The 24130-nt window shown below is 48.1% G+C and carries 27 protein-coding genes and 1 pseudogene; 19 read left to right on the top strand and 9 right to left on the bottom strand.

What is annotated here, in order from left to right; genetic code table 11:
• Window positions 1-23: 23 nt before the first annotated feature.
• The 3 genes from G604_RS13965 to G604_RS0108260 are packed head-to-tail and all read right to left on the bottom strand — an operon-like array spanning window position 24 to window position 2080.
• On the bottom strand, window positions 24-680 hold the full coding sequence (locus G604_RS13965) for a hypothetical protein (protein WP_051220311.1): 657 nt from the start codon (window positions 678-680) through the stop codon (window positions 24-26).
• A 60-nt stretch (window positions 681-740) separates the two neighbouring features.
• A complete protein-coding gene (locus G604_RS15555) occupies window positions 741-1349 on the bottom strand; it encodes a hypothetical protein (protein ID WP_028910152.1) in 609 nt (202 codons plus the stop codon).
• Window positions 1346-2080, bottom strand: a complete 735-nt coding sequence (locus G604_RS0108260) for a ParA family protein (RefSeq protein WP_028910151.1) — start codon at window positions 2078-2080, stop codon at window positions 1346-1348. The genes G604_RS15555 and G604_RS0108260 overlap by 4 nt, the downstream gene beginning before the upstream one ends.
• A 502-nt stretch (window positions 2081-2582) precedes the next feature.
• On the opposite strand from G604_RS0108260, the gene G604_RS0108255 reads away from it, so the two are divergent.
• On the top strand, window positions 2583-2930 hold the full coding sequence (locus G604_RS0108255) for an MmcQ/YjbR family DNA-binding protein (protein WP_028910150.1): 348 nt from the start codon (window positions 2583-2585) through the stop codon (window positions 2928-2930).
• 38 nt (window positions 2931-2968) lie between these two features.
• Here G604_RS0108255 and G604_RS13960 read toward each other — a convergent pair whose 3' ends face one another.
• Window positions 2969-3769 carry a peptidoglycan DD-metalloendopeptidase family protein gene (locus G604_RS13960; protein ID WP_231376098.1) on the bottom strand — a complete coding sequence of 267 codons (801 nt, stop codon included), beginning with the start codon at window positions 3767-3769 and terminating at the stop codon, window positions 2969-2971.
• A gap of 480 nt (window positions 3770-4249) precedes the next feature.
• Between G604_RS13960 and G604_RS0108245 the strand changes: the two genes are divergently transcribed.
• From G604_RS0108245 to G604_RS13955, 11 genes are all read left to right on the top strand, one after another.
• Complete coding sequence (locus G604_RS0108245; RefSeq protein WP_028910149.1) at window positions 4250-5017, top strand: DUF4099 domain-containing protein; 768 nt, start codon at window positions 4250-4252, stop codon at window positions 5015-5017.
• 53 nt (window positions 5018-5070) lie between these two features.
• Window positions 5071-6864 (top strand): hypothetical protein, encoded by a 1794-nt coding sequence (locus G604_RS0108240; RefSeq protein ID WP_028910148.1) that lies wholly within the window; start codon window positions 5071-5073, stop codon window positions 6862-6864.
• A gap of 83 nt (window positions 6865-6947) precedes the next feature.
• Window positions 6948-7178, top strand: a complete 231-nt coding sequence (locus G604_RS0108235; RefSeq protein WP_028910147.1) for a hypothetical protein — start codon at window positions 6948-6950, stop codon at window positions 7176-7178.
• Window positions 7179-7286: 108 nt separating this feature from the next.
• Window positions 7287-8684, top strand: a complete 1398-nt coding sequence (locus tag G604_RS0108230) for an ArdC family protein (protein ID WP_028910146.1) — start codon at window positions 7287-7289, stop codon at window positions 8682-8684.
• A 109-nt stretch (window positions 8685-8793) separates the two neighbouring features.
• On the top strand, window positions 8794-10020 hold the full coding sequence (locus G604_RS0108225; RefSeq protein ID WP_028910145.1) for a toprim domain-containing protein: 1227 nt from the start codon (window positions 8794-8796) through the stop codon (window positions 10018-10020).
• Between the two features lie 117 nt (window positions 10021-10137).
• A complete protein-coding gene (locus tag G604_RS0108220) occupies window positions 10138-10848 on the top strand; it encodes a hypothetical protein (RefSeq protein ID WP_028910144.1) in 711 nt (236 codons plus the stop codon).
• A gap of 123 nt (window positions 10849-10971) precedes the next feature.
• Complete coding sequence (locus tag G604_RS0108215) at window positions 10972-11688, top strand: hypothetical protein (RefSeq protein WP_028910143.1); 717 nt, start codon at window positions 10972-10974, stop codon at window positions 11686-11688.
• A gap of 63 nt (window positions 11689-11751) precedes the next feature.
• Window positions 11752-12036 carry an HU family DNA-binding protein gene (locus G604_RS0108210; RefSeq protein ID WP_028910142.1) on the top strand — a complete coding sequence of 95 codons (285 nt, stop codon included), beginning with the start codon at window positions 11752-11754 and terminating at the stop codon, window positions 12034-12036.
• 11 nt (window positions 12037-12047) lie between these two features.
• On the top strand, window positions 12048-12545 hold the full coding sequence (locus tag G604_RS0108205; RefSeq protein WP_028910141.1) for a hypothetical protein: 498 nt from the start codon (window positions 12048-12050) through the stop codon (window positions 12543-12545).
• A gap of 55 nt (window positions 12546-12600) precedes the next feature.
• Window positions 12601-13518, top strand: coding sequence for a hypothetical protein (locus G604_RS0108200; RefSeq protein WP_028910140.1), 918 nt, complete (start codon window positions 12601-12603; stop codon window positions 13516-13518).
• Between the two features lie 258 nt (window positions 13519-13776).
• Entirely contained in the window at window positions 13777-14067 is a 291-nt protein-coding gene (locus G604_RS13955) for a GNAT family N-acetyltransferase (RefSeq protein ID WP_036905007.1), read from the top strand.
• Window positions 14068-14091: 24 nt separating this feature from the next.
• On the opposite strand, the gene G604_RS0108190 is transcribed toward G604_RS13955, so the two are convergent.
• Both G604_RS0108190 and G604_RS0108185 read right to left on the bottom strand, forming a co-directional pair.
• Window positions 14092-14592 carry a hypothetical protein gene (locus G604_RS0108190; RefSeq protein WP_155941892.1) on the bottom strand — a complete coding sequence of 167 codons (501 nt, stop codon included), beginning with the start codon at window positions 14590-14592 and terminating at the stop codon, window positions 14092-14094.
• Window positions 14593-15472: 880 nt separating this feature from the next.
• On the bottom strand, window positions 15473-16780 hold the full coding sequence (locus tag G604_RS0108185; protein ID WP_028910138.1) for a site-specific integrase: 1308 nt from the start codon (window positions 16778-16780) through the stop codon (window positions 15473-15475).
• Between the two features lie 1318 nt (window positions 16781-18098).
• On the opposite strand from G604_RS0108185, the gene G604_RS13950 reads away from it, so the two are divergent.
• The 5 genes from G604_RS13950 (at window position 18099) to G604_RS15550 (ending at window position 21011) form a co-directional block, all read left to right on the top strand.
• On the top strand, window positions 18099-18425 hold the full coding sequence (locus G604_RS13950; RefSeq protein ID WP_051220307.1) for a YccF domain-containing protein: 327 nt from the start codon (window positions 18099-18101) through the stop codon (window positions 18423-18425).
• Between the two features lie 422 nt (window positions 18426-18847).
• Window positions 18848-19528: a hypothetical protein gene (locus tag G604_RS0108170; RefSeq protein ID WP_028910136.1), complete on the top strand. Its 681-nt coding sequence runs from the start codon at window positions 18848-18850 to the stop codon at window positions 19526-19528.
• A 19-nt stretch (window positions 19529-19547) separates the two neighbouring features.
• Window positions 19548-19988: a hypothetical protein gene (locus tag G604_RS0108165; protein WP_028910135.1), complete on the top strand. Its 441-nt coding sequence runs from the start codon at window positions 19548-19550 to the stop codon at window positions 19986-19988.
• A 68-nt stretch (window positions 19989-20056) separates the two neighbouring features.
• Window positions 20057-20626: a hypothetical protein gene (locus G604_RS0108160; protein ID WP_028910134.1), complete on the top strand. Its 570-nt coding sequence runs from the start codon at window positions 20057-20059 to the stop codon at window positions 20624-20626.
• The gene (locus G604_RS15550; protein WP_028910133.1) at window positions 20613-21011 is read left to right on the top strand and encodes a hypothetical protein; all 399 of its coding nucleotides are present in this window, start codon (window positions 20613-20615) and stop codon (window positions 21009-21011) included. Before G604_RS0108160 ends, G604_RS15550 begins: the two co-directional genes overlap by 14 nt.
• A gap of 152 nt (window positions 21012-21163) precedes the next feature.
• On the opposite strand, the gene G604_RS0108150 is transcribed toward G604_RS15550, so the two are convergent.
• The 3 genes and pseudogenes from G604_RS0108150 to G604_RS0108140 form a co-directional block, all read right to left on the bottom strand.
• Window positions 21164-21610 (bottom strand): DUF86 domain-containing protein, encoded by a 447-nt coding sequence (locus G604_RS0108150; protein ID WP_028910132.1) that lies wholly within the window; start codon window positions 21608-21610, stop codon window positions 21164-21166.
• A gap of 217 nt (window positions 21611-21827) precedes the next feature.
• Window positions 21828-22166: pseudogene (locus G604_RS0108145) on the bottom strand (ATP-dependent RecD-like DNA helicase); the annotation flags it as partial.
• A 213-nt stretch (window positions 22167-22379) separates the two neighbouring features.
• Window positions 22380-22808 carry an Hsp20/alpha crystallin family protein gene (locus G604_RS0108140; protein ID WP_081657713.1) on the bottom strand — a complete coding sequence of 143 codons (429 nt, stop codon included), beginning with the start codon at window positions 22806-22808 and terminating at the stop codon, window positions 22380-22382.
• Window positions 22809-23465: 657 nt separating this feature from the next.
• Between G604_RS0108140 and G604_RS0108130 the strand changes: the two genes are divergently transcribed.
• Both G604_RS0108130 and G604_RS0108125 read left to right on the top strand, forming a co-directional pair.
• Complete coding sequence (locus G604_RS0108130; RefSeq protein ID WP_028910129.1) at window positions 23466-23888, top strand: hypothetical protein; 423 nt, start codon at window positions 23466-23468, stop codon at window positions 23886-23888.
• Between the two features lie 49 nt (window positions 23889-23937).
• Window positions 23938-24120 (top strand): hypothetical protein, encoded by a 183-nt coding sequence (locus G604_RS0108125; protein ID WP_028910128.1) that lies wholly within the window; start codon window positions 23938-23940, stop codon window positions 24118-24120.
• The last annotated feature ends 10 nt before the right edge of the window (window positions 24121-24130 follow it).

Here is a 24130-nt window from a genome sequence, read left to right as displayed (position 1 = left end):
GATAGTTTGGTTATATGGATGGTTTAGTTGATGGTCTGTCCATTTGCCGACGCGGCCGGAGATGCTGAATAATCCTCCGTTTCCTCCGTGCACGCTGTCGGCAATGGCAAAAAGGTAAATCCGAGTTCCTTGCCGTTGGCCTCCTTGACGAGGTGGCGAGTAAGGCCGGGATAGTAGAAGAAGGTATGCCCGTCGGTTCCAAGAATGTAACCGATGCGCTTGAGTGAACCGCGAAGACGGATCTTCTGGTTGTTACTCACTACCTTTATATTTGTACGCTGGTCGAGACCGAAGATGATCCGGCGGCGCTCCTTCTGGATGAGTTCCTTGCGTCGGCGGCTCCGGATAGTGCGGAGCTGCTCCGGGGTTCGTGACAGTCCGAGCTCACGGGCTATCTTCACTATCGTGAACCTATGCAGTCCTGTGCGCTCCGCCATTTCCTGATAGGACAAATTGGTGTATTCCATCTCCACAAAGGCACGTGCATCACGATTGCGGCCAGTCGGATTATCCTTGCGGAGACCGAGTTCGCGGGCATGCTTGGCAACAGAACTAAGCGAGAAGCCAAGATGGGTGGCTATATTGTGGAGATAGTCTGTTTGAAAGCGTTCCTTAAGTATGTCGTCATGCTCCGGTGTCCAGAATATTCGTTTTGTCTTAGGTTGGAAGGTTGTATTCATAGTGTTCAGTTCATTCTTTTGGTTCTTAATCGGTTTTATTATCTCTTTTGCCTGCCCTGCTCAAAACAGGCCGCTGCGGTGGGTGACGAGCCGTCGAAGATCATCCTTGTTGGCATCTATGAAAGACCTGGCAAGGGCTGTGATGATGGCGGAGATGCGATGGCTGCCATAGACTGCCTCAAGGGTGGCCACTATATCGTCGGGCAGGAACACCCAGTGCCGTCGTCCGGTGTCGGAATCACAGGAGAAGTCTTCTATCTGCGAGAGGATATCGTCTTTTGAGAATGGTGTACGGCTTCCATTGGACAAAGACTCTTTTTTACCGTTTCGTTCAGCCTCCTTGGATTCTTTCTTCCTGACAGGCATGGACGGACGTGGCTTGCGCTGTACCTTTTGTGAAAGTTTTTGCCCAGTGCTCTCGGATGGCTTGTTATCAGCGGTTTCCTCTGTGGAACTGAGAGAAGACTCCTTGGGAGAAGGCTCCTTTGCAGGCTTTACGCGTGCCTCGCGGGGCTGCTCTTCATCGACTCTCTGTGCCTCGTCCCCCGTTATCTCTTCCTTGGGCTTGTCACTCTGCCACATATATGCTGGCTCGCTCTCACCGTTGACTTTACGGAGAAGTTCGTGAATATCCCCGAAAACCATTGGTCGAGAAGTGCCGTCAGTCATGCGGATTTGGATTTTTCGTTATAGATGCAGTCATAGAGCGTGTCATAGCACTTGTCAACAATCTCATGTTGCTTATCGGTGAGGTAGAGCGTGCTGTAACGCTGGATCTCGGCGCTGTTGGGTATCTTCGGCAGGACGGTGCCCAGCTTAGCGAAGTAGTCGAGGAACTTCTGCTGCTCGACAAGCTCGTCCTTGCGGCCCCAGTTCTTGTTGAACTGGTTGGGCAGGAAGAAGAACGGAGGCAACTTGTCAAGGCCGTTCTCCTTGGCAACCATAGCGGTCATATCAATGAAGCCTGTCGTGCCGTTGATGCTGGTCTTCTCCAACTGGATGGGGGTGATGATGGCATCGGCCTCGAACACCAATGGGAGCAAACCTTGAAGGGTGAGACTACCCGGAGTGTCGATGATGAAGTCGAAGTCCTCGTTGCGCATGGCTCGGATAAGGTTGAGGGTATCCTTCTCACTGCCAAGCTGGGTACAGGGTACAACCTGATAAAGGGGCTGAAGCTGCGGCCAGCGCTCTCTGTCCTGCTCGTGCTTCTTGACGATGCTGCGCTGCGGGTCAGCATCGAGTACGACGAGACGGCAGTGATGTTTAAGAACGAGTTGGTTGGCAAGAAGCACGCCGAGGGTAGTCTTGCCGCAGCCGCCCTTCTGATTGGCGACGACGAAAATCTTGTTGCGTCTCTTCTCCGGAGACTTTCCGATGTTAAAGAATGGTATGTTCATAAGGTTGGTTGTTGGTAACTCGTGTCATGGAGTATTGGTCACCTCTGTTATGTCCGCCTCATGGCGGCATAAGATATTTCCGTGTGACGGTAAAAGACGCGCTCCTTTTTGGTAGGCCTGTATTCCAAGGGAGCTTGGCCCTGCAAGCTTTCAGGTGCTTGCGGTATGATTTTCTGCTGCAAAGATAAGAACTATTCTGCATTACCGCAACAGTAGCCATATGTAAACTGCTGATTTACCGCCAAATTTGATGAAAAAAGTCGATTTTCTTCAATAAAAGGCATTTTCGTACAAACGATGTTACCTTTAACAATGTCCCAAAGACAATAGGACGGACTAAATGGACATTTTGCATTCGGAGTTCTTGCTATTGCATGGATAAAACACGTATGGCATTATACATTATGGTTAAATGGGCTGAAACATACTGATATTATTCGCAATTTCAGTACTTTTGTAAAAGCAAACCGATGTTTTCATTTTCCCTTTAAACTGATTTCAAATGAATATAGAAGAATTACGAACTTATTGTCTGTCGTTGGAGACCGTCGAGGAAAAGTTTCCTTTCGCCAAGATTAAAGGAGGCGAGAGTGTGCTGGTGTTTTATGTCTGCAATCATATGTTTGCTATGGTCGACTTGGATGACAGCGACATTGTTAACATAAAGTGCCAGCCGGAGCGAATAGTTGATTTACGGGAGCATTGTGAATGGGCCGGCAAAGCTTCACACATGAACAACAAGTATTGGCTTGGAATGCGTTTAAGTGGTGTACCGGATGATACAGCAAAGGAACTTATCTCAAATTCTTACTCGATAGTCAAAGAGAAATACAGGAAGAAGAAAAGATAGGTTCCTTTGCCGGGATTAGATTTTACTATCATGTCATTCTATAACTGGCTGGCAATCTCCCTTACCTTATTTATATAGTCAGGGGCACTGGCATAACCAATACGTTTAAGGAAAGAGTAGTAGCCTTCTCCGTCACGATGTTTGTACTGCACTTTGTCCCTATAGGCTATAACACTTTCCTCCCAGTTACTGAAGCTATAGTAGCCCTTTGAGTGCCTGAGTCCGAAGAGATTGTTATGCTCGTTGCAGACACGGGAACGGAAGCGTCCTGTTTCAAGGATGGCCTGGGCAAGGACAATCTTAGGATATTTGATGCCGTGTCTCTTTAAGGCGGCGTAAAGGTTCTCAATGGTCAGTTCCTTGCTGTTCGGTTCCACATTATTATATATAGGAGAGTCCTTACCGGTAATTTCCGCAAGACGCTCATTGAAGGACTCCACTTGCTGGTTCAGCGCATGGACGAATGGCAGTGGGTCAACGCTCGTCCACACATTGTTGGTTGACAATCGTTGCAGCTGCAAATGTAGGTGCGGGCCGGTGGAACGTCCGGTGGAGCCCACGATTCCAATAACCGTGCCCGCTTGTAACATCGTTCCCTCCTTTGCGTAGATCTCGCTGAGGTGGCCATAGAGACAGCGGAGATTGCCATAATCGATGATGACATAGTTGCCGTAGCCGGTGTTGCCGTGGCGGACAGTGGTCACCCTGCCCGGGAGCATGCTATAGGTAAATCCGTTTACACCAATGACATCTATGCCGTCATGGAACTTCCGGCACTTGGTGAAGGGGTCAAGGCGGTAGCCGTAAGGCGAGGTAACGGTTAAGTAATCAAGTGGCATACAGATATTTAGCCGTTTTTCAAGGATGCTTAAAAGCATGCTGTCAGAGGCACTGAGAAAGGGTAAAACGGGCTGTTTTGCAACCTTCTTGGAAGATTTCTCCAAACTTTTTTCACCTTTTTCTTGCACTTTTCCTTGGCCGGTGTTGGAAGTTGGCGGTTTGTTTCCTAACTTTGCGGTCAGAAACGAAGGCAAAGGCAGAGGGAAGACGGACTCTTTCTTAGTCTCAACCTTGGACTTTGACTTTGTTTCGTGGAGTACGTCACGGACGTAAGGGTCCGTGGAAATGGATAACGTGTCGGCAGCCGGACCGACTTTCTCAGCAGTGTAAAACTGTGCCGGTGATTCCAATACATTCATCGAGAACATAAGGACCACAGCGCACTTCAAAGTGTGTTTCATGGTAGTAGTATGTTTAGTTTGACATGGATTTTCACCACAAAGTTAGTATAAACCAGTAGAATAACCAAACCATCAACTATGAAAACAGAACCAGTACCATTCGACAAATTTGCCAAAATCGGCATCTATCCTAAGGATCTTATGCGCATGCCAAAAGACTTGCGTGACTCTATCTTGAGCGGTGAGCTCTCGCCGCTCATGCGTGTCAACGTACCCGTAGGCGATAACTCTGCGGTGTCCATTCCAATGAAAATTCAGCTTGCTTATGACAAGCACGGAAAGCTGCAACTGCTTACGTATCAGATACATCGTGATCTTGACAACAACCTAAAGCTGAACGACACCGAACTGGAACGCGTACGCAAGGGCAGTGTCATACAGAAGGAGTTTCAGGAGGACGGCAAGCGCAAGATGCGTTACGTACAGTTGGACAAGGAGACCAATTCCCTGATGTACCGTGATGTGGCAACTGTTAAATTTGAGGAAAAACTTCGGGAAGTTGACAAAATCAAGGACATCGGACTCGGAATTGGCCAAAAGGAAGCTCTCGCCTCGGGCAAGCCTGTGGAGCTTGAGGTGGGTGACCAGAAGGTCGTCGTGGGCGTTGACCTCCGTGAGCCCGTGGGCTTCAAGGTTATGAATGGAGACATGGAGGAATGGAAGCGTCAGCAGGCTATCCGATATGATGATGCCAACGAGGGCTACATGGGCTATGTGCAGACCGATGAGAACCGCTGGGAGTATAAGCAGGTTGTTGACAGACTTCGCCACGAGGAGAGCGTCCGGCTGACCGAGAGGGAAAAGACAGACAGGAAAGAGGACAAGAAGAGAGGTCTTTCACTCTGAACCCGTTGTCCTGGGAATCTATTCTACTAATACCTTATGAGACTTAATTCACTATGTCAAACAAACAAGAATGCGCGTTCACCTCCGTAGCTCCATACCCAAAGGTGCGTCAACTGGCGCACGGACTCAAGAACGGTGACTACGCGAGTATCTGCAGGGCTGCGGATATGATGGCGGACGGGATAAGGGGGATGGCGGCAGGACGCAACTGTGTGCTGGTGCCTATCCCGAACCACCACGGGAGGGCGGTATATACAAAGACGCTCGCCAATGAGATTTCCCGAAGGACGGGCATCCCGACTTGGGACATCCTTTCCTGCCGCCCGCACATGCCACTGCACTACGCAAAGAAGAATGACCTTAAGCCGGAGGGCATATACCTGAAACTCAATCTGTACAGACAAGTGCCGGAGCAGTTCACGCCAATCGTCATAGACAATGTGCTGGACACCGGCTATACTGCAGGGGCCGCCATCAAGGCTGTAGGACATCCGAACACGATGCTCGCTGTCCTCGGACATACAAAAAAACATCTGACAAACAAGAACTTTCAGTTTAACCAAATTCCTACTAACATGGAAAAGAAGATGCAAGAACGGTCTTCTGACAAGAAGCAATCTGCTGACTCTACGAAGAAGCAGGTAAAGAACAAGACGGACACACCGTTAGTGGTGTACCAGCGGCTTAAGAGCAAGCATCCCGACGCGCTAATCCTTATGCGCAACGGTGATTTCTACCGATCACTGAATGAAGATGCACAGAAATTGTCGGACACGCTGCGCATCCCAGCACAGAAGCCGAAGTTCAAGAAGGACGGGGAGCTGATAGCGGAGTTTCCGCATCACGCTCTCGACGTCTACCTGCCAAAACTCATTCGCGCGGGCTATCGGGTCGCCATAGCCGATATGCCTGCAATAAACCAGAAACAAGACAAGAACCAAAACCAAACAGATGCTATGGAAAAGAAAACAGAGAAAAAGAAAACCAAGGCTAAAGAAGCCAAGGTTGAGAAGACTGAGAACGAGGCAAAAAAAACTGAGACTGCCAAGGTTGACAAGGCTGAGACCAAAAAGAACGAAAAGTCCGTGGAACAGTCCGCTGACCAAAAGGTTCACAAGCCGCGAGAGCCGCAGATGGTGACGGTCAACGGTGAGAAAGTTTCCCACGGACACGCCTTCCAAAGCAACCAGGATCCTAACAAGTGGTACTTTACCGCACGTCTCGACGGACAGCAACTCCGCCCGCAGCTCATGAAGCCGGAGGATGTCAAGGCGTACCAGGAGCGTTCAACCACAGTAGAGTCATTGATGCAGACTTACTATCCCTCGAAGTTGGCCAAGAAGGTCACGCCAGAGGAGTACAAGGCTGACAACAAGCTTTCCGACGGACGCGTCATCGACAAGATGGTGGTCTATAAGGAACACGACGAGCACCGTCAGGACGTGGGCAAGTACAAGCTCTACACGCAGGTGGGCGAGCTGAAGATGTCTCGCACGATGTCAAAGGAGGACCTGAACGCTTACTTCGACCGCGTGACAACGCCTTCTAAGCTCGTGGAGAAGAACTTCGGGGAACAGCTGCACCTTGCTTCGTTCTACAACCAGTTCAAGCTGGAGGAGAGTGTCAAGGAGGTACGCATCGCCAAGAGTCAACAGGGCGACTGGACGGTGTCGGCAAAGCTTGCAGACGACAGAATGACAAGCAAGGCGGTACTCTCATGGCACGACAAGCAGGCGCTTTTCACGTCAAAGACGGCAACGAAGGAGCAGCTGGCCGCACGCTATCTCAACACTGAAATCAAGGAGATGAGCGAGAAGGTCAGTGCGAAACAGGCGTTTAAGCGATAGCGTTATGAGTTGTCTGACACACATCAACGCTTACATCTTAGCAAACAACTACTCCAATCATCAACCATTAACACATCACAACTATGCAGAACAATACAATCGAAGAACTCATTCAGCTCAAACAGGACGGCAAGATAGGATGGTGCGAGCTCGCACTGCGCAGTGACCACGGCAAAGCCTATCTCCAGTGGTGCGACGACCACGGCATCGAGCCTGACGACAACAACGCTGAGCTCTACCTCGAAGAGACAGAGAGCCGTATCTATGACGACGGCAACGAGTTCGCGGACGCTTTCGCTGAAGCTATCGTGTAGAGAATCCGTAGTATTATCTTAATAAACAAAAACTTATGGTTTCCACAGTCCGAAGGCTATATCATCGGGCTGTGGGGCTACTAACCTAACTTAACCAATACTGACACTATGGAAAACAAGGATTCCAAGTCAAGGAAAGGACAGGACTACAAGAGCAGCGGTGACAAGGCCATAGACAGGTTCTGCTCGCTCATGATCGACCGCATGAAGGCGATGAAGGCATCGGACTGGCGGCAGGGATGGACGAACGGGAAGGGTACGATGCTCGGCATGCCGCAGAACCTCAGCGGACGCAACTACTCGGGCACAAACTCATTCTTCCTACAGATGGACACGGCGATGAACGCTTACCGCACGCCGGTATACATGACTTTCATGCAGGCGCAGAAGGAGAACCTCCGCATCAAGAAGGGTGCGCAGTCGATGCCGGTCATCTACTGGGACCTCAATATCAAGGACGAGCGGGGCAAGCGGGTTGCCGAGTCGGACTACAGGCAGATGAGCCGTGGCGAGCAGGCGAAGTGCGAGGTCAGGCCGTTCCTCCGTGCTTTCTCCGTGTTCAACGTGGATCAGACCAACCTTGAGGAGGTGAACAAGGAAAAGTACGATGCCATCGTGGACCGCTTCAAAGGTCCGCAGCTGCGTGACACGCAAGGCATGTACGAGAACCGGGCTCTCGACCGTATGTTCGAGCGGCAGGAGTGGATATGCCGTGTGCAGACCGACAGAATCGTGGACGGGGCGTTCTACTCTCCGGCACGCGACATCGTCATCGTTCCTAAGAAGGAGCAGTTCAACATCGGCAAGAACGCGGAGGAGATTTTCAAGGACGGTATGGAGTACTATTCTTCGGCACTCCATGAGATGACGCACTCCACGGGTACCCCCAACCGGCTGAACCGTGACAAGGGGGCGAAGTTCGGGGACGAGAAGTATGCCAAGGAGGAGCTGGTGGCGGAGCTCACGGCTGCCATGGTGGGCAATGCCCTGGGGTTTGACAAGCGCATCCTCAACAACAACGCGGCCTACATGGACGGATGGATCAACGCGCTAAGAGAAGAGCCGAAGTTCATCGTCTCGGTCATGGCGGACGTGAACAAGGCCTCGAAGATGATCCTTGAGAAGATTGACGAGCAGAAGATTGCCCTTGGTGAGACGCCTATCCTTACAGAGAACCAGCGCAAAGTGGGACTTGACAAGGGGATTGAAGCTGCCAAGAAGGTGTGGCAGCAGCCACATGACATCGCGCTCTCGGCGAAGTTCGACAGTGCGTCCATCTTCAAGCGCATGGACGGGGGCTATGCGGTGCGTGCGACCTTCGAGGGGCAGGACCTTGGTGTGAAACCTATCAGCAAGATTACGGGTATCAGATATGAGATGATGCCGACGGGTGCGCTGAAGGACCAGATGCTGCATGACACGGTGGCAAGGAAGTTCGTCGGAGAGGTGCGTGAGATACGTGAGCAGAAGCAGCTGAACAAGGAAAGTAAAGGGCTTAAGTTGTGAATAGGTTGCAGTGTCTGTGAATAAGTCACTGAAAATGTGGGTATTTTGCAGAATTCGGTAACATTTACTATAAGTCAATCATTGTTTCTAACTTCTAACTACTTATGCTATGTCTTACGTATCTTTTCAGGAAATGAAGCCGAGGGTGGGCATCGACGACGTGGCGTTCTCGCTCGGCTACAAGCTCAACAGGCAGGCGGGCGTGGGACGGTACATCGAGCTGATTCTGCCCGACGGCAGGGGTGAGAAGCTTGACACCATCATCATCTCGCATCCGCAGGAGAAGGACCGGCAGCGGTACTTCCACCGCAATTCGGGCAAGCGGGGCGACGTGGTGGACTTCATCGGTGAGAACCTCGGTCGCTTCAACAAGTTCGGACGCAACCAGTGGGAGGTCATCGGCAAGGTGCTGGCGGACTTCGCCAACATGCCGGTAGTGGACAATCACGACCGTGGATATAGTGGTGGGCTGGGGAGTCTGAACCCAGTGTTCAATCCCAAACGTTACACGGCTCAGCCGCTGGCAAGGAACATGGATTATGCCATGGGGATCTTTGAGGACAGGGGAATCAGCCGTGAGACGGTATCGCTCTTTGAACGGCATATTGCCATCGTCACGGACCAGAAGAACAGGAACGGTCTGCCGATGATAGGCTTCCCGTACCGTGAGCCGGACTTCAATGCGGACTTGGCAGGCTATGAGCTGCGGGGCGACCGCGGGTTCAAGGGCAAGGCGGCAGGGACGAACTCGACGACGGCGATGTGGACGGCGGGCATACACTCGGCACTGAACAATCCGCAGATGGTCAGGCATGTCTATTTCTGTGAGTCGGCTTACGATGCCATGTCGTTCTATCAGGCGAACCGGGCGAAGATTGACCTTCCGCACTCGGCTTTCGTTTCTGTGGGCGGCGCGCTGTCCAACGGGCAGGTGTCGGGACTGATGAGCCACTATTGCATGGCCAAGGCGGTGGACTGTTTCGACAACGACTTGCCGGGGCGTATCTACGGCATGCGGATGGCGGCTCTTCTTGACGGCAAGAGGCTCAGCGTCATTCAGATGGGTGACAACCTCAGACTGGAAATGGAGGGGAAGTCCTTCGACATGCCGGTGGGTAAGGCTTCGGTGGAGGAACTCGGTAAGCACGTCAGGCTCTCTGACCGCATTGAGGTGATGAAGCCGCCGGTGAACTACAAGGACTGGAACGATGTTGTACGCGGCATGCCTTTGGAAGCCCTGCAGCTCAAGACGAAGTTCCAACGGGACGAGAATCTTGCGAGGATCAGGACGGAGCTCAGGGAGCGTAACGAGTGCAAGAGCGGATTTAAGATGTAAATTCCAGTATCTCTGTATATGGGAAAGTATGAACGAGGTCACGGCGCATCACTTCCGGCACCGACTTTTCAAGTCCGTACCGTCAGTGATGTCTGTGGCCATAATAACCGGAGAACCATGAAAAGAAAATTCTTTTGTCTGTTGCTGGCCATGTCCTGTTCCGTCTGCGGCTTCGCACAGCAGACAGACCCGCTCCTGACTGGGGCGGTGACCACACAGACGGAAATGCTGAAAAAACTCTTCAAGAAGCGTGAGAAGACGCAGGAGGCAATCATCGCAACGGAAGCCGGGGTCACGCTGGCCATGGAGCGGATGCACCATTTGGAGGATAAGATGTTGGGCTATCTGCAGAATGCGCAGGGTGCCATGCAGAATATCTATCAGATCAAGCGTGCTGCGGAGCTCGTGAGTATGGAGATACCTCAAAATATGGCGTTGCTCCGCAAGTCGGTGCCGGGTAATCTGAAGGGTACTGCCATTGCGGTGATGGTCTCGGAGGAGCTTGTCGATGCCTCGGCGCAGATGCTCTCGCTCTATCCGTTCATGAAGCAGCTGGTGACAAGCGGCTCGTACAATGTTACCAACAGCGACGGAAAGACGGAGAAGCACAAGGTCAACCTGCTGAACTCGGCGGAGCGGTACTATGTGGCCAATGAGATTGTCACGCGGCTGGAGAGCATCAACACGGACTTGTGGCTGCTGGCATGGCAGATCAGGACGCTATCGTGGAACGACCTCTGGTTCGGACTCGACCCGGACGGATGGGCGACGGTGATGTCGGGAAAGGCCGTCGTGGACGGGCTTATCATGGACTGGAAGTATCTTTAGGCATATCGCTTTGGGTTATAAAGTCCTTTAGGATATTGCCTATAAGCATCTATTTATCAACGTATTATTATCAACTGTTTAATCAACATTTTACCATTAACTATCAACTATTTACAATCAACTATGGAAAACAAGAAATCAATCCGTGGAGTTCAGATTACGGACGCTGTTAGAAAGGAGTTGGAGGACACGGGAAGAAGCCGTGTGCTGACGTTCAAGGACAAGAAGGGAAAACAATACATGGCACACATCGAGCTGCAGGACGGCAAGATGGTGGTCGTGCCGGAGGGTAAGTACCTGGAGCACCGTTGTCCACACTGTGGCGGTCGCATCAGAATCACCTCCAAGGGGTACTTCTGCGAGCATTGTCTTGACAAGGGCGGCACGTGCAAGTGGCACTGCAACGGTATTCTCAGCCACCGCTTCATCATGCCGCATGAGATTGAGGCGTTTCTCGACGGCCATCCGACAGTGCTTGACGGCTGCTTCAACTCGCAGGGGCGTATCTTCTCGGCGGTACTGGTGGAGAGTGAGGTCTATGGCATGTCGCTGAGCTCTGTCGTCGGTAAGTGCCCGGTATGCGGCGAGGACGTGCTGGTGAGCCCGGTGGCGTTCAACTGTTCCAGTCATGAGAAGCTCGGGGAGCCTTACCATTTCACGCTGTGGCGGCATATCCGTGGGCATGAGGTGACGCTCGATGAACTGAGGGAGCTGCTGGAGTATGGCGTGACCAAAAATGAGGTGACGCTGACGGATGAGCGCGGCTCGCTGTCGAAGGCTTACCTGCGTCTCTCTGATGACCGCAAGCGTATCGTGGCGGATTACAATAAGTTTAACTAAGCTATGTCAACTGTCTATTCAACAACTGATTATCAACCATTCAAACCATTAACCATGAGTACTATGAATAAAAAGAAACTGCTGAGAAAGGCGGCTTTTGAGTCGGGTCTTTCTGTCAAGGACGTGGAGAAGGCGGTGGATGCCTTCCTCTGTGCTGTGTCGGACATTCTGCGTGAGGACGGGGTGGTCCTTATCCCGGACTTCGGGAAGTTCTACATTCAGCGTCGAGGGGAGCGCGTATGCCGTAATCCGCAGACGGGGGAGGAGTTCATCGCTCCGCCATCGAAGAAGGTGAAGTTCAAGGCCTTCGGCAACGTGACCAACTACAACTTTAAGTATGGACGATAAACGCTGCTGCCATGAAGAAAATTCTGTTTTTGATGATGGGTGTCGCGCTGATGGTGTCGTGCGGCAACTCAAGTGAGAAGATGAAGCGACTGGCAAAGGAGAACCTGGAGCTGAGTGTGGACTATCCCAAGCAGCTGAAGGTACTGGCGGTGTCGGAGCCAGACTCGGCCTTCGGCACGGGCTACTTCACCAAAGACGAGGTGAAGGGGATGCTGAGGACGATGAAGGTGGTGACGGACACGATCATGAAGCGCACGGGCAACATGAGCCGTTTCAACCCGGAGGACCACTATGTCGTCAGCCTTGCGGAGCGTCAGATGCGCAGCATGGCGGACATCCGCTCGCTCATCATGAAGGGCGACAAGAAGGGTGAGTTCAGCGGATGGAAGGTCAGAATCGACTACCAGTGCGTGGATGCCAACGGGCTGCCGTTCCGTTCGGAGCGGTGGTGCTTCATCGACAAGGAGGGCAAGCAGGTGTACAAATCATTTGAGCTGCCGATACCGTAACTGTTAACTGTCTGTGATTATGAATGTAACAAACCATCAAACATCTAACACTACTATGGAAACACTTAACATGACGTGGGTGAACCTGCTCAGAAAGCAGTTCATCGAGATTTTGGACTACTACGACGAGAATCCGCAGCGGTTCGACTACAAGGAGCTGAAGAAGGCTTACGATGCCTTGCTCTCGGTGAAGAGCGTGGAGGAGTTCAAGCAGTGGCGGAAGCTGCTGAAGGACTACGGTCTGTCGTTCACGGACATGGCACGCTACTCACACGATGACAACATGCTGGCTGTCCTCGACGACTATGCGGAGGGTGCCAACGACAAGGTCCTCGATGTCTTCATCAGATGGAAGCTGAGCTTCAATCCCGCAAAATGGACGGAGGTGGAGAAATGGAACAGTGAGCTCGTGGATATACTGCTCAAGGCTACGAAGCGTGAGGAGGACGTGCATATCGTTGTCTTCCCGTGTGGGAAGGGGAGAGTGAAGCGCTGGGCGGCCATCGGGCAGGACGCGGACCGGCTCTTTGAGGTCTTCGGCTGGCAGACGGGACATGTCGATGCTACCACCGGCCCGGTGAGCTGGATGTTCATCAACGCATACGGACTGGAGGTGCTGCGGCAGAGTGGATACAGCATACAAGTCAGAGACTTCGGAGAGTTTGACATTCTCTCGATGGCCTTTGAGGAGGACAGTGTAACGTCTCTGCAGCAGTTCATAGACTACCTGAGGATGATGGACCAGCTTGCTGGTGAGCAAGTAAGGTTTCTGAAGAAGATACGGCCTGTCATCTATCCGCATCCAGGCTACGACGAACTGACGCAGGCTTATATCGAGTTCAACAAGGATTTTGTCGTTGCCAAATTTGACAATGGAAAGAAGGTCACGTTGGCCGATGGAAAGAACTGGAATCTGAATGGCTATGCGAAGCCATTTGCGGTGCAATTAGGAGCTGAGCTTGGTGAGGCATAGCCCAGTGAGAAGGTAATCAGTGCGCAAGGCAAGTAGCGGAAGAAGCTTCTCTGTTGCACTTCGACACTTCTTCCGCCACCCACCTTGCACACTATCCCTACTTGCTCCACTTCGCGTCTTCCTTCTTTGGTCGTCAGACACGAAGCAGAGCTGTAGAGGGACTTCGCAACCGATAGGAGTATCACTATGATAACCCATCAAACAGAACAACATACAAGAGTCGTTTTATCAGATAAATATTGTAACTTTGCAACAATTATGGAAACGAAAATAGAAACTACGAACACGGGCGGCAAGGTGCTGGCCTATAACGGCGACGAGCTTGTCGGCCGTCTGGAGTTCTCCTACAAGGGAAATGTCATGAGGATAGACCACACGTATGCCTACAAGAAGGGGATGGGCATTGGCGGTACACTTGTCAGTGCTGCCAACGACTATGCCATCAACAAAGGACTCCGCATACTGCCCGTCTGCTCCTTTGCCGGTGCATGGTATCAGAGGCATCAGCAGTTCGCGGATATACTTTACAAAGAGGGCAGCCAATCTTAATAGCCTCACACCAGTGCTGCACGACTATTTGTTTTCAAAATCATAAAAGTCAGCATCGGCGAGGGCGTTATCTAAGTCTATCCGATTCCTTATACCAACCCAGTCCGTAAAATTGTCGTCAAGGACATCGTCGATGAGTTCTTGCGGGGCAATGATGTCATAGTCATCAAGACTGTAGGGAAGTTCATGCAGCAGACGGGCAACCAATACGTCTCTATTTATTACAGGGTCGGGGGCGGCTGCCGTTTCCGCCACTATCATGTCAATGGCTGTACAGCTGTAGAGATAATCAAGGAGAGCCCACCAGTCTTCATCATAGGAGTCAGGGGCATAGTCCTGCAAAGACTCGAAAGGTGCGTCGCGGCCTTCCCGCTTGTAGAAATTGCGAAGCTCAAGCATCTCCTCCGGCTGAAAGTAGAGACATTTGTCCTCGGGGATAACGGCTTCGGGTACGTTCTCGTTGTCGGGGTCTATACGCTCCAACGTGAAGTGGTATGGCTTTTTCTCTATTTCGTCATAACTCATAATGGCGTGATTGTAAGTTATGGCCACAAATTTAGCCATTTTATTCTATATTTTCGTTTCAGAAAGGAAATAATTAAAGTAAAAGGGCTTTTTGTTGGTAGCTTTTGGTGGAAAAATCATTTCATGCGGGACAAACAACGAACCCTTAAAGCCATGCCTTCTAAGGCACCGCTTTAACCGCCGGGATGGGACATACGGCGGCAGGGGAGGGAGGTTGGATTATCTGTTCTTAGGATTAAGTGCCTGTCAATTTCACCTTCGCTGGCGGCAAGCGGCTGCGCCCGGTTTGCCGTGCTTCGTCTGCATTGACGGCACACAATCCATAGAACATTATCGTTAGACAACCGGCTGACAGGAACCATCTCATATGAGAATAAAACGTCCGTGTACCAAGGTTCATTAATCTTTAAAAGTGTGTAAGTGATTGATAAAATCAGACTTATATTAGATAAGCAACGTTTGCAAACTTTACTTCGGCTACACATTAAAAATGCCTCGGCTACATTTTAGCTACACTAATCCTTTGCTTATACCAGCAACCTGGTTAGGAATAGAAAAAGAAATACGTCGGCTACATACTAAAAATACCTCGGCTACATTTTGGCTACACTAATCTTTGTGCTTATTCTGGCAACCTGATTAGAAAATGAAATTGACAAATGGCTAAACGGCCTACCATAATCTATATATTATATGTTGCTGTCTTGGCTACACTACGGCCACACGCTGGCTACACTTTGGCTACATGAAATGTCAACTCTTTTTTGTTACGCATTTCAAGTCGTTGATTACTACATCTATAAAAAAAAGACCCTTGAAGCAGCAACCACTTCAAGAGTCTTTTATTTATCCTAAAGGACGAACGTCAGACGAAAAGATGTCAAGCTCTGGCCGCAGACCGCTCAGCATCTTTATTCTTACCATTGGCCTTGGGCTCCTCGACATCCTTTGATGTCATATTTATTGACTCCTTGTCAAAGTCGCGTATAGTATTGTCCTTAAAGAACAGAGCCATATCATGCTCTATCTTTTTATTGGTAATTTTCGCGTAGATTTGAGTGGTCCGAATGTTCGTGTGACCGAGCATACGGGAAACGCTCTCAATGGGCACTCCCTTGCTCAGCGTCAGTGTAGCAAAGGTATGGCGGGCCATGTGGAAGGTCAGCTCCTTGTCGATGCCACAGGCTGTAGCAATCTCCTTCAGATACTGATTGGTCTTCTGATTAGAGAATACAGGGAACACATGTCCCTTTTTCTTCTTGGGGTAGTCCTTGTACTTCTCAATGATGCGCTTTGCACCATCAGAAAGCACGACGTTGATGGGGGTCACGGTCTTGACACGCTTGGATATGATCCAGTCCACATCAGCAAGTCTCATGATTTTATCGTATGTGAGAGCCTTGACATCGATGTAGGCGAGACCTGTGAAGCAGGAGAAGATGAACAGGTCGCGTACAAGCTCAAGACGCGGAAGGTCGAAGTGCTTGGTCATAATGGCGGAAATCTCTTCGTCCGTGAGGAAGCCACGGTCCACCTTTTCCATGTGGAAGTGAACGCCCACGAAGGGGTCCTTGTGGATAACACCTAATTTGATGCCATACAAGATTACGGTACGGAAGGTCTTCATGGTCTTCACGGCTGTGTTGTTACACATGTTGACATCCGTCATCAGAAAGTTCTTGTAGTCCTGGACCACGACGGGGTTAAGTTCCTTGAGGGACATGTCCTTGCAGTGATACTTCTTCTCAAGCATCTGCGTGAAGCGCTTCTTGCACAGCTCGTATTTGCTTAGGGAAGTTTTGCTCAGACACACGCCCACCTGCTCCTTTACATTCTTGATGTATTTATCCAAGAGCTTTCCGATGGTGTCGTACTCTTCGTCCACTCCCAGGAAGACTGCCTTTACACGGTCAAGTGCAAGTGTTCCCTCGAATTCCAGTTTCTCGGCGATAGCCAAAAGCTCATCACGGATTCCGCCAAGCTTCTTATTGGTCTGTACCACCTCTGTGTTACGACCTTTGAGTTGTTGACGCTGACCATCCCACAGCTCTGGTTTGATACTGATCCCTGTCGTTCCTGCTGAGATGCGCTCACCGTCCAGAGAGAGCCGGATCATGACGGCACATGTGCCATCCTTGTTCACATGATTTCCACGAATGTAGAAACTAACCTTAAAGATACGTCTCATACGCTTTACATAAATTTAGTGCAACAATGCTCCCGGTCGAATACAACCCGGTTTGAAGCCGTCTGGCTACACAAAACCGAAGTTATAATTTCGCTCACCGAGAAATTCATCGGCTGCAAAGTTAAACATAATCGACTGATAGACAATGGTTTCTATGGGGTCTGTGTCGGGTCTGTAGAGGGTCAGTATCGGGTCTTTGGCTACACTTTTTGTTTTTTGCGTTTTCGTGTACCGTATGTGTAGCCGAAATATGACCATTTCGAGACCATTCAGAGGTTTTTTAAGTGGTCACTACGAAAAGCAAGACACGAAAAAAGTGCCGCAAATCGTTGATTTTACGGCACTTAGCTAATTTTGTGAGTTGACTTACTTATTTTGTAAAGTCTTTTCAGCGGAGAGAGAGGGATACAAAGGTGAACTACCATCCCTCATAACTCGTTGATAATCAATGTTGTTTTATCAGCAATAAAGCTGATTTTTGCCTGTTTCTGTCCAATAAGCGTCCGTGGACGAAGCACCTCAAATAGCTGATACTCAGCGGGGTTATAGAATTATGTTTTATTTTATTAACGTTTTGGAGACCTCCTCTCGGACTATCTGGCCCCCAGTTTGTCCCTCCATCGAGCCCGAAAACGAAGACATCCATCTCACTATACCTTACAAATGGCATTATTCCGGAGTCCCTACCATGCTCATCGCATATTCACGAGCCCGTTTAAACATCAATATCATGAACTGCATACATAAAGATAACATCGCTTTCAGGAATCCGCACGAACTAAATTGTCCTCGAATTGTGTAGCTATTGTATCTCCGCTGATAATCAACATATTATATACAATATATATTGTATCTTTAATGTATCTTATTGTAGCGTAACGTAGCAGAACACTTCTTTTGGCTGCAAATTTAAGTTATTCTTTTGATATAGACAAGAAATTAATCTGATTTTTCGTCCTTATTTCGTCTTAATTTCGTCCATAAATATTTTCGCTTCATCTCTATCTTCCTGTTATCCTAAGCATTACCAGTATAGGTGAGAGGGTTCTTTTTCGAAGATAGTTCTATCCAAAACAAGTGGTGGTAAATCGCCATCTACTTTCGACCATCTTTGAGGGGGTTCTACTACCGAAAGGATTCGACCCCCCGTTACCAACAAAGATCTCCCCCGATACCCAATAAGGATTCGAACCCCCGGTACCAACAAGGATTCGAACCCCCGGTGTCACCAAGGACTCGAACCTTTTAATCCTACTAATTTGTTTGACTGCCTAAATTGATGGTGTCAATTCTTTGCTTTCAGTGATTTTCATTATCTTTGCAAGCAAAAGCATTATCACTCCTGCTGATGATCACCATCATCGGCATACCATTCGGCATTGCCACCATGCGGCTGGGTATTCTTGCACTGTGGCCATTTGGCTCACATGTTGTTGACCAGCCGCAGGATACAGGATGTCTCAGTTTGTTCATGAACATTCTTTGGTTCTTCGTTGGTGGTTTTTGGATTGCCTTGACTCATCTTGGCTTTGGTTTGCTCCTATGCATCACCATTGTCGGCATTCCTTGGGGCAAGATGCACTTCAGACTGATGTGGTTGACATTGGCACCTTTCGGAAAGGAAATAGTCAACAACGATTTCTAATATAAAGAAAACATAAAACGGATAAATATGGAAAAAGAGAATTTGAAGGAGATATATCTTGCCGGAGGCTGTTTCTGGGGCACCGAGCATTATTTGAATTACGCAAGATTTTCATAAGTTTTTTCACTAAGTCGCTTCAATTCTGCCAAATTTTCACTATCTTTGCACAGTGTTTCATAAGAGACACGGACATATTGAAATAACGAAGCGTTATGCTCGACTTGCTAATGGAAATGTGAGAAACTTCTATTGTAATGCAAGGACAGTGATAACGGTTCGCGCGTATAGCGTGGACTGGTTACTGCATCTACATTACAAGGGCACTTCTCACAGCCTCCATTAGAAGACGTGGTAAATCAGCTCCACGCTTCATAACAATTAAAGACCCTTTTGGTGGCTGGAGGGCAGATGTTATTAAAAAGATGAATAATCAGTTAAGTTTTAATGCCCTAATGGCATGGACAGCTTTTGGAACTCAGGACTATTCTGGCTTAGAACAATACGGTGGAGCTATTTACAATTATTTTGTTCACAATCCAAGTGAAATCTTGAACTTGGACAACCCTCTATTAATTGGAAAAATTTTCCAAGTATGTCTTGGCTTCCAAGAACCCGACGAAGATATTCAGGAGGTCAGAGCTGAAAATGCTTTCATGTGCTTTTCGCAAGCCTTAAAAACAGACAGAACCAATGTTCATGATGAGGCATCAGCGAGATTAATGATGCTTTTGATACGAGACCAAAATCACTTATTGAATAAGGTGGAACAATCGTGTCAGAATGAGCATGCCAATCCATATAGTATATTTGGGATGCTTAATGATGGATTACCCAATGACATGCCTATGGCTACAAATACTAAGATGCTTTTCACGGCATATTATCTTTATAATGGCATTATTGACAAAGCGAATGTCAGCAATGAGTTTGTCAATACAGACGAAAAGCGCGCTTTTGAAAACGTAAGGAACCATGTCATTGACAATTGTAGTCAATTACGCAATACATCGCTAGACAGAAAAGCAGAATTGGGTAAGATCGTTTTTAATAAGATTTGTGAAAAACTCCGAAAGGATATTGAACTTTATTCAAATAACTTATAACAACTACTTAGCAACAAATATGGAACAAGTTAAAGACGCAGCTCCATTTACGGCACTGGATTTGCAAAAGACAGTAAAGGCGTTACGGAACTTCCGTTCGTTGATGTGGGATCAGGCTCAAAATGATGGAAGGCTTGATTATGCAATACAATATTACGAAGTTGTAAAGACATTAATTTACGGAATCTATTTTACATGGGAGAAATATAAATACGAAAACGGATGGATTTACAGCATAGCGGAAGAAGGAGAGGACATGTTGCAATACCGAATGTTTCAAGTTGGTGCTGCTGAAAGGATAGAGGGACTATTACAAGCCTGTAAATCTCAGAATATTTTTGCCATGTTTCCAGGTGGACAAGCGATAAACAATATGTTAATCATAATATATAGTGATTTGCTTTCAAATATAAAAAAAGGGGCAATCCGCCTAGACAGCTATCAACAACAATCTTTATAGAACAAAAATATATGGTACACTCGCATATACATAAATCCAGTTTGTTTAACTTGTTGAACGAAACAGGAATGCAACAGGCAGAAGGACGTGTGCGTTCAAAGTCACTATTAGAGGAAATGTCTCTGATAGGTTTTATTCCCTACACCGATTACTATACGATTCAGTTGGCTTTAAATTCAGTTGATCTAAACGGTCACTTATATGTGGCACCAAATCTTGTAAAGTTTTCTAAGGACACTCCTGCATATCCGTATTTTAGGACTATAACGAAAGCTACGGGAAAGCAATACAGAATAGATGGGAAACTCTACATTGACCCAATCTTAGATGAGATTCCGTCCTGTATTCTTCAGTATGCCCATTTCAAACAACCATTTAATGGCAACCAGCTATTAAAGATGATATATAAGAAATGGGATAAAAAAGATCTGTTTAGCAAGAATGAAGATGGATCATACAATTACACCGGACGTGAAGGGGAATGGGAACTATCTCATGGTTTGGGTAACATGATTTCGATTTCCAACAACTTCCTTTGCCTTTGCTCCTATATGAACAAGGTAACAGGAACTCCTAGTTATGCAGTTTTGACATCCGATGACACCATAAGAGTGCTACCCGAAAATGAGGAAGAATGACTCATACTACTTTATCGACATTGCCTCTGTGTTTCGTTTTGGCAAGCATAGAGGGGAGTCTTTGTGGAATGTATTATCCGAAGACGATTCATATATCTACTGGTGTATAAACAATATTCCAGAATTTACTATAAGTAAGGAAACGTTGAAGCAGATTCGTGAGTTGTTTCCAATGTTTATCGTCACCTCGAGTTTTGCAAATCATATTGGAGAACCAGAGGATTTGGAAGATTATGAAGAAGAAGATGGCTGGCGTGAAAATGTAGAAGAGCCTACATACGAACGTTATAGCGGCTCCTATGCCCAAGACGAAATGGGGTATAGCGACGATGACATTGACACAATCTTTGATGGTGACCCACTTGCATATTGGAATATTGATTGATAATTTGCATTCGGGAGTCTGCCACTGAATCGCCAGTGTCAGCCTCCCGAATATCTTTTCCGTCCACTCGTTCTCTTCGTTATTGAAAAAGCGGATAGTCCCGCCAGTCGGTCGGCCTATCCGCTTATGTCGCTGTTCGTTTTCGTTATATCTTACAGTCCCTCGATTTCCTCGGTGGTGAGGCCGGTAATCTCTGCAATGTCCGTGACGGCAAAACCTTTGGCTTTCATGCGGCGAGCGGACTCGACAGCCTGCTTGTAGGCGGCGTTATCAATTTCGGTGTAAGGGTCTTCGCCCTGCGCCCACTTTTCCCAGTCGATGTCGGCAAGGTAACACTGCACTTGCTCACGGAGAGGCAGGATGTCGCTGGTGGCCGTCTGCCAGAGGTCAACATCGGAGACCTGTGCGTAGCCGTGAACTAACACATTGCGCATACTAACGATGAGGCGCCACGGCAGTTCCGCATGAATCTCGCGGAAATGGCGGGTCAACATGTTGGCAACCTCACCGATGACTTCAACGTTCTTCATCACGGAGTAGTAGATGCGGATGTCGGCAACGAACTGCTCATAGGTGATGCCTCTGACTATCTGCTCCACGTTTTGGGCGTATTACAGAATGTCCTCCAGCCGCCCACGGTCTCTGCTATGCTCTCTCATAAATCAATTTTTTGTCACGGTTAACGCTTTCCACAGCCCACGGACGGAGCGTGCCTTCCTCCACGAGGTCAACCTCGCAGTTCAACAAATCCTCGAGATCCACCTTCATGCCGGCAATTTTCATCAGGCCGATGGGATGGCTGCGGTCGTACTGCACAAGGATGTCGAAGGTGTCCATGCCGAACTTGGCGACGATGAGTTTTGAGAACTTTGGTCCGATACCCTTGACAAGTCCGCTGCCGAGGTACTTTTCCAGACCGAAGAGCGTGGCGGGCATGGCTTCTTCGTAGCTCTCCACAACAAACTGACTGCCGTACTGGCGGTTGACTTTCCACTGGCCGTCAGCAACGAGCACGGTGCCTACGGTGACGTCGAGCATGTTGCCGACAAGGGTGACGAGGTCATCGTACCCCTTCACCCGTGCCTTCAGTATTGAATAGCCGTTCTCGCCATTCTGATACGTAATCCGTTCTATGACTGCCCGCAGCTTCATAATGGTGTTACAAAAGTACGAAGTTTTAGCGAGAATATAGCGATAGGGACGAAAAAAGCCGGTACCATCAGACTATATGCTGACGATACCGGCCAAACATAAATAGGATTTTGCTTATGTCACTCCAAATGGGTTGCTATACAATCACAATAAAAAGGGGACTGATCCCCAAGAAGAGAACAGTCCCTTAAATACCACTGAGCAGCAATGCCGGGGTTATGCGACCTCAATGCGTTTTGTCTCCTTCTCAGCCTTCTGAGTGCGAGGAAGTGTGATATGAAGCACACCGTTATTAACCTTTGCCTCAATCTTGTCCTTCTCAACATCCTCAGGCAGCGTCAGAGCCTGCTCGTAATTGCTGTATGAGAATTCACGGCGCAGATAATGCTCCTTCTTGTTCTCGTCCTTCTTTTCGTCCTTGTGCTCCATCTTGATGGTCAGATTGCCATCCTTGTCGACGTTCACCTTGAAGTCATCCTTCGTGGTGCCTGGAGCAGCAAGCTCTACTTCGTACTCTTTATCATTTTCCTTGACATTGATAGCAGGTGCTGTGACGTTCATGCGCGGCATCCAACTTGTGTTCAACATATCGTCGAAATCATTGTCAAGCCAATTGTTCATGTCTCTTAAAACTGGATACAACATAGTCAAAACCTCCTAATTATCAATTAATTCTTTATTTGTCCTCAGCTCTTCCATCGTCCTTAGGTTCCTTTCGTTACCCTCGTCCGACTTCCGAACTTCACTGACATTTATGCAATATCCGTACCTATAAACAAATGGTGACAAATCGTGCCATCATTGTCAGAAAAGCTTAAAATATTTACACTTTGCTGACAATATTTCTCTTTTAGAAACAAGTCATTTTTTACATGGCATTCATTTCTTTGTAATAAAGAAAAGCAATAATTCATATCGAGATTCCACCAAACAGTTGTATCTTTGTACTCGCAATATTTGAAAAAGACAATGGACAAGAATACTTTCAAGCAAGAAATAAATGGCTACACAACATAAAACAGGTTATGTTGTGCACAACATAACCTGTTATCTATCACGAAGCATTGAACATGTTAGCCGTGAAGATGCCAGCACACGAGGTGTTTGTGCCTATAGATTACTCGCACGATTTAGGCGATAATCTCAATGTGCTGATGGATAAACTCCTCGAAAAGTATCCACAACTAACTGATTGATGGCTCTATGAGTACCTGAAAAGTTCGCATACAAAAAAATGGCACAGACTATCTATTATCAAACTTTATTCGTACCTTTGTGGACAAACCAAAACATCATATAACAATGAACTTAGGAGACACTTTCGAAAAGGACTATTACTTCGAGTTCGAGCCGAGGAAGAATTATGAAACTGGTAAGGTAGCCCATAAGCTTCCGCAAGGAACCAATGAGCCACTTCGGTTTACTATCGAGGAAATGTACTTGTTGAGACAGTTCTTTAAGGAATATGGAAGTGATGCGTCTTTTGATGAATTGTATGAGTTTAATGAAGACTTATACCTTGACAATGCAGAAATCCTTTTGGATATTATATGTTCAAGACTTAACACTGTATATTTAGAAGAGGAGATGATGTTAATGGACAACATCTCACTGGATGACTATACAGTAATCTGGCCGGAATCTTTGATTAATGACGTGCTCGATTACAATCTGCTTGATTGGAAGGCTATCGAGGAAGCCGAGAATGATACGGACGAAGATTAGTCCAACTCAGATTCATTTATCAACAACATAAAATATAGGAGACATTATTATGGCAACAAAAGACACAGTATTGGAGACTATGAAGCAGGCTGGGACGCCGCTCAACGCAGGTAAGATTGTAGAACTCTCTGGCCTTGACCGCAAGGAAGTGGATAAGGCTATGAAGGAGCTTAAAGCAGAGGGAGCTATCGTCTCTCCCGTCCGCTGCAAATGGGAGCCTGCACAGAAGTAAGCCTCAGTCT

Origin of the sequence: Prevotella sp. AGR2160, from assembly GCF_000424185.1 — a bacterium.
In the GTDB taxonomy this organism is placed as follows: domain Bacteria; phylum Bacteroidota; class Bacteroidia; order Bacteroidales; family Bacteroidaceae; genus Prevotella.
Note: the sequence above shows the minus strand (reverse complement) of the source record. Positions and strands in the feature narration are given on the sequence as shown.

What these genes read in the sequence shown, in the direction of transcription:
- G604_RS15555 (WP_028910152.1), bottom strand. Translation starts at nt 1,349, where the DNA reads ATGACTGACGGCACTTCTCGACCAATGGTTTTCGGGGATATTCACGAA.
- G604_RS0108235 (WP_028910147.1), top strand. Translation starts at nt 6,948, where the DNA reads ATGCAGAACAATACAATCGAAGAACTCATTCAGCTCAAACAGGACGGC.
- G604_RS13965 (WP_051220311.1), bottom strand. Translation starts at nt 680, where the DNA reads ATGAATACAACCTTCCAACCTAAGACAAAACGAATATTCTGGACACCG.
- G604_RS0108260 (WP_028910151.1), bottom strand. Translation starts at nt 2,080, where the DNA reads ATGAACATACCATTCTTTAACATCGGAAAGTCTCCGGAGAAGAGACGC.
- G604_RS0108190 (WP_155941892.1), bottom strand. Translation starts at nt 14,592, where the DNA reads ATGAGTTATGACGAAATAGAGAAAAAGCCATACCACTTCACGTTGGAG.
- G604_RS0108210 (WP_028910142.1), top strand. Translation starts at nt 11,752, where the DNA reads ATGAATAAAAAGAAACTGCTGAGAAAGGCGGCTTTTGAGTCGGGTCTT.
- G604_RS0108215 (WP_028910143.1), top strand. Translation starts at nt 10,972, where the DNA reads ATGGAAAACAAGAAATCAATCCGTGGAGTTCAGATTACGGACGCTGTT.
- G604_RS0108225 (WP_028910145.1), top strand. Translation starts at nt 8,794, where the DNA reads ATGTCTTACGTATCTTTTCAGGAAATGAAGCCGAGGGTGGGCATCGAC.
- G604_RS0108130 (WP_028910129.1), top strand. Translation starts at nt 23,466, where the DNA reads ATGAACTTAGGAGACACTTTCGAAAAGGACTATTACTTCGAGTTCGAG.
- G604_RS0108165 (WP_028910135.1), top strand. Translation starts at nt 19,548, where the DNA reads ATGGAACAAGTTAAAGACGCAGCTCCATTTACGGCACTGGATTTGCAA.
- G604_RS0108255 (WP_028910150.1), top strand. Translation starts at nt 2,583, where the DNA reads ATGAATATAGAAGAATTACGAACTTATTGTCTGTCGTTGGAGACCGTC.
- G604_RS0108200 (WP_028910140.1), top strand. Translation starts at nt 12,601, where the DNA reads ATGGAAACACTTAACATGACGTGGGTGAACCTGCTCAGAAAGCAGTTC.
- G604_RS0108140 (WP_081657713.1), bottom strand. Translation starts at nt 22,808, where the DNA reads ATGTTGTATCCAGTTTTAAGAGACATGAACAATTGGCTTGACAATGAT.
- G604_RS0108185 (WP_028910138.1), bottom strand. Translation starts at nt 16,780, where the DNA reads ATGAGACGTATCTTTAAGGTTAGTTTCTACATTCGTGGAAATCATGTG.
- G604_RS0108160 (WP_028910134.1), top strand. Translation starts at nt 20,057, where the DNA reads ATGCAACAGGCAGAAGGACGTGTGCGTTCAAAGTCACTATTAGAGGAA.
- G604_RS0108205 (WP_028910141.1), top strand. Translation starts at nt 12,048, where the DNA reads ATGAAGAAAATTCTGTTTTTGATGATGGGTGTCGCGCTGATGGTGTCG.
- G604_RS0108240 (WP_028910148.1), top strand. Translation starts at nt 5,071, where the DNA reads ATGTCAAACAAACAAGAATGCGCGTTCACCTCCGTAGCTCCATACCCA.
- G604_RS13955 (WP_036905007.1), top strand. Translation starts at nt 13,777, where the DNA reads ATGGAAACGAAAATAGAAACTACGAACACGGGCGGCAAGGTGCTGGCC.
- G604_RS15550 (WP_028910133.1), top strand. Translation starts at nt 20,613, where the DNA reads ATGAGGAAGAATGACTCATACTACTTTATCGACATTGCCTCTGTGTTT.
- G604_RS0108170 (WP_028910136.1), top strand. Translation starts at nt 18,848, where the DNA reads ATGAATAATCAGTTAAGTTTTAATGCCCTAATGGCATGGACAGCTTTT.
- G604_RS0108245 (WP_028910149.1), top strand. Translation starts at nt 4,250, where the DNA reads ATGAAAACAGAACCAGTACCATTCGACAAATTTGCCAAAATCGGCATC.
- G604_RS0108220 (WP_028910144.1), top strand. Translation starts at nt 10,138, where the DNA reads ATGAAAAGAAAATTCTTTTGTCTGTTGCTGGCCATGTCCTGTTCCGTC.
- G604_RS0108230 (WP_028910146.1), top strand. Translation starts at nt 7,287, where the DNA reads ATGGAAAACAAGGATTCCAAGTCAAGGAAAGGACAGGACTACAAGAGC.
- G604_RS13960 (WP_231376098.1), bottom strand. Translation starts at nt 3,769, where the DNA reads ATGCCACTTGATTACTTAACCGTTACCTCGCCTTACGGCTACCGCCTT.
- G604_RS0108125 (WP_028910128.1), top strand. Translation starts at nt 23,938, where the DNA reads ATGGCAACAAAAGACACAGTATTGGAGACTATGAAGCAGGCTGGGACG.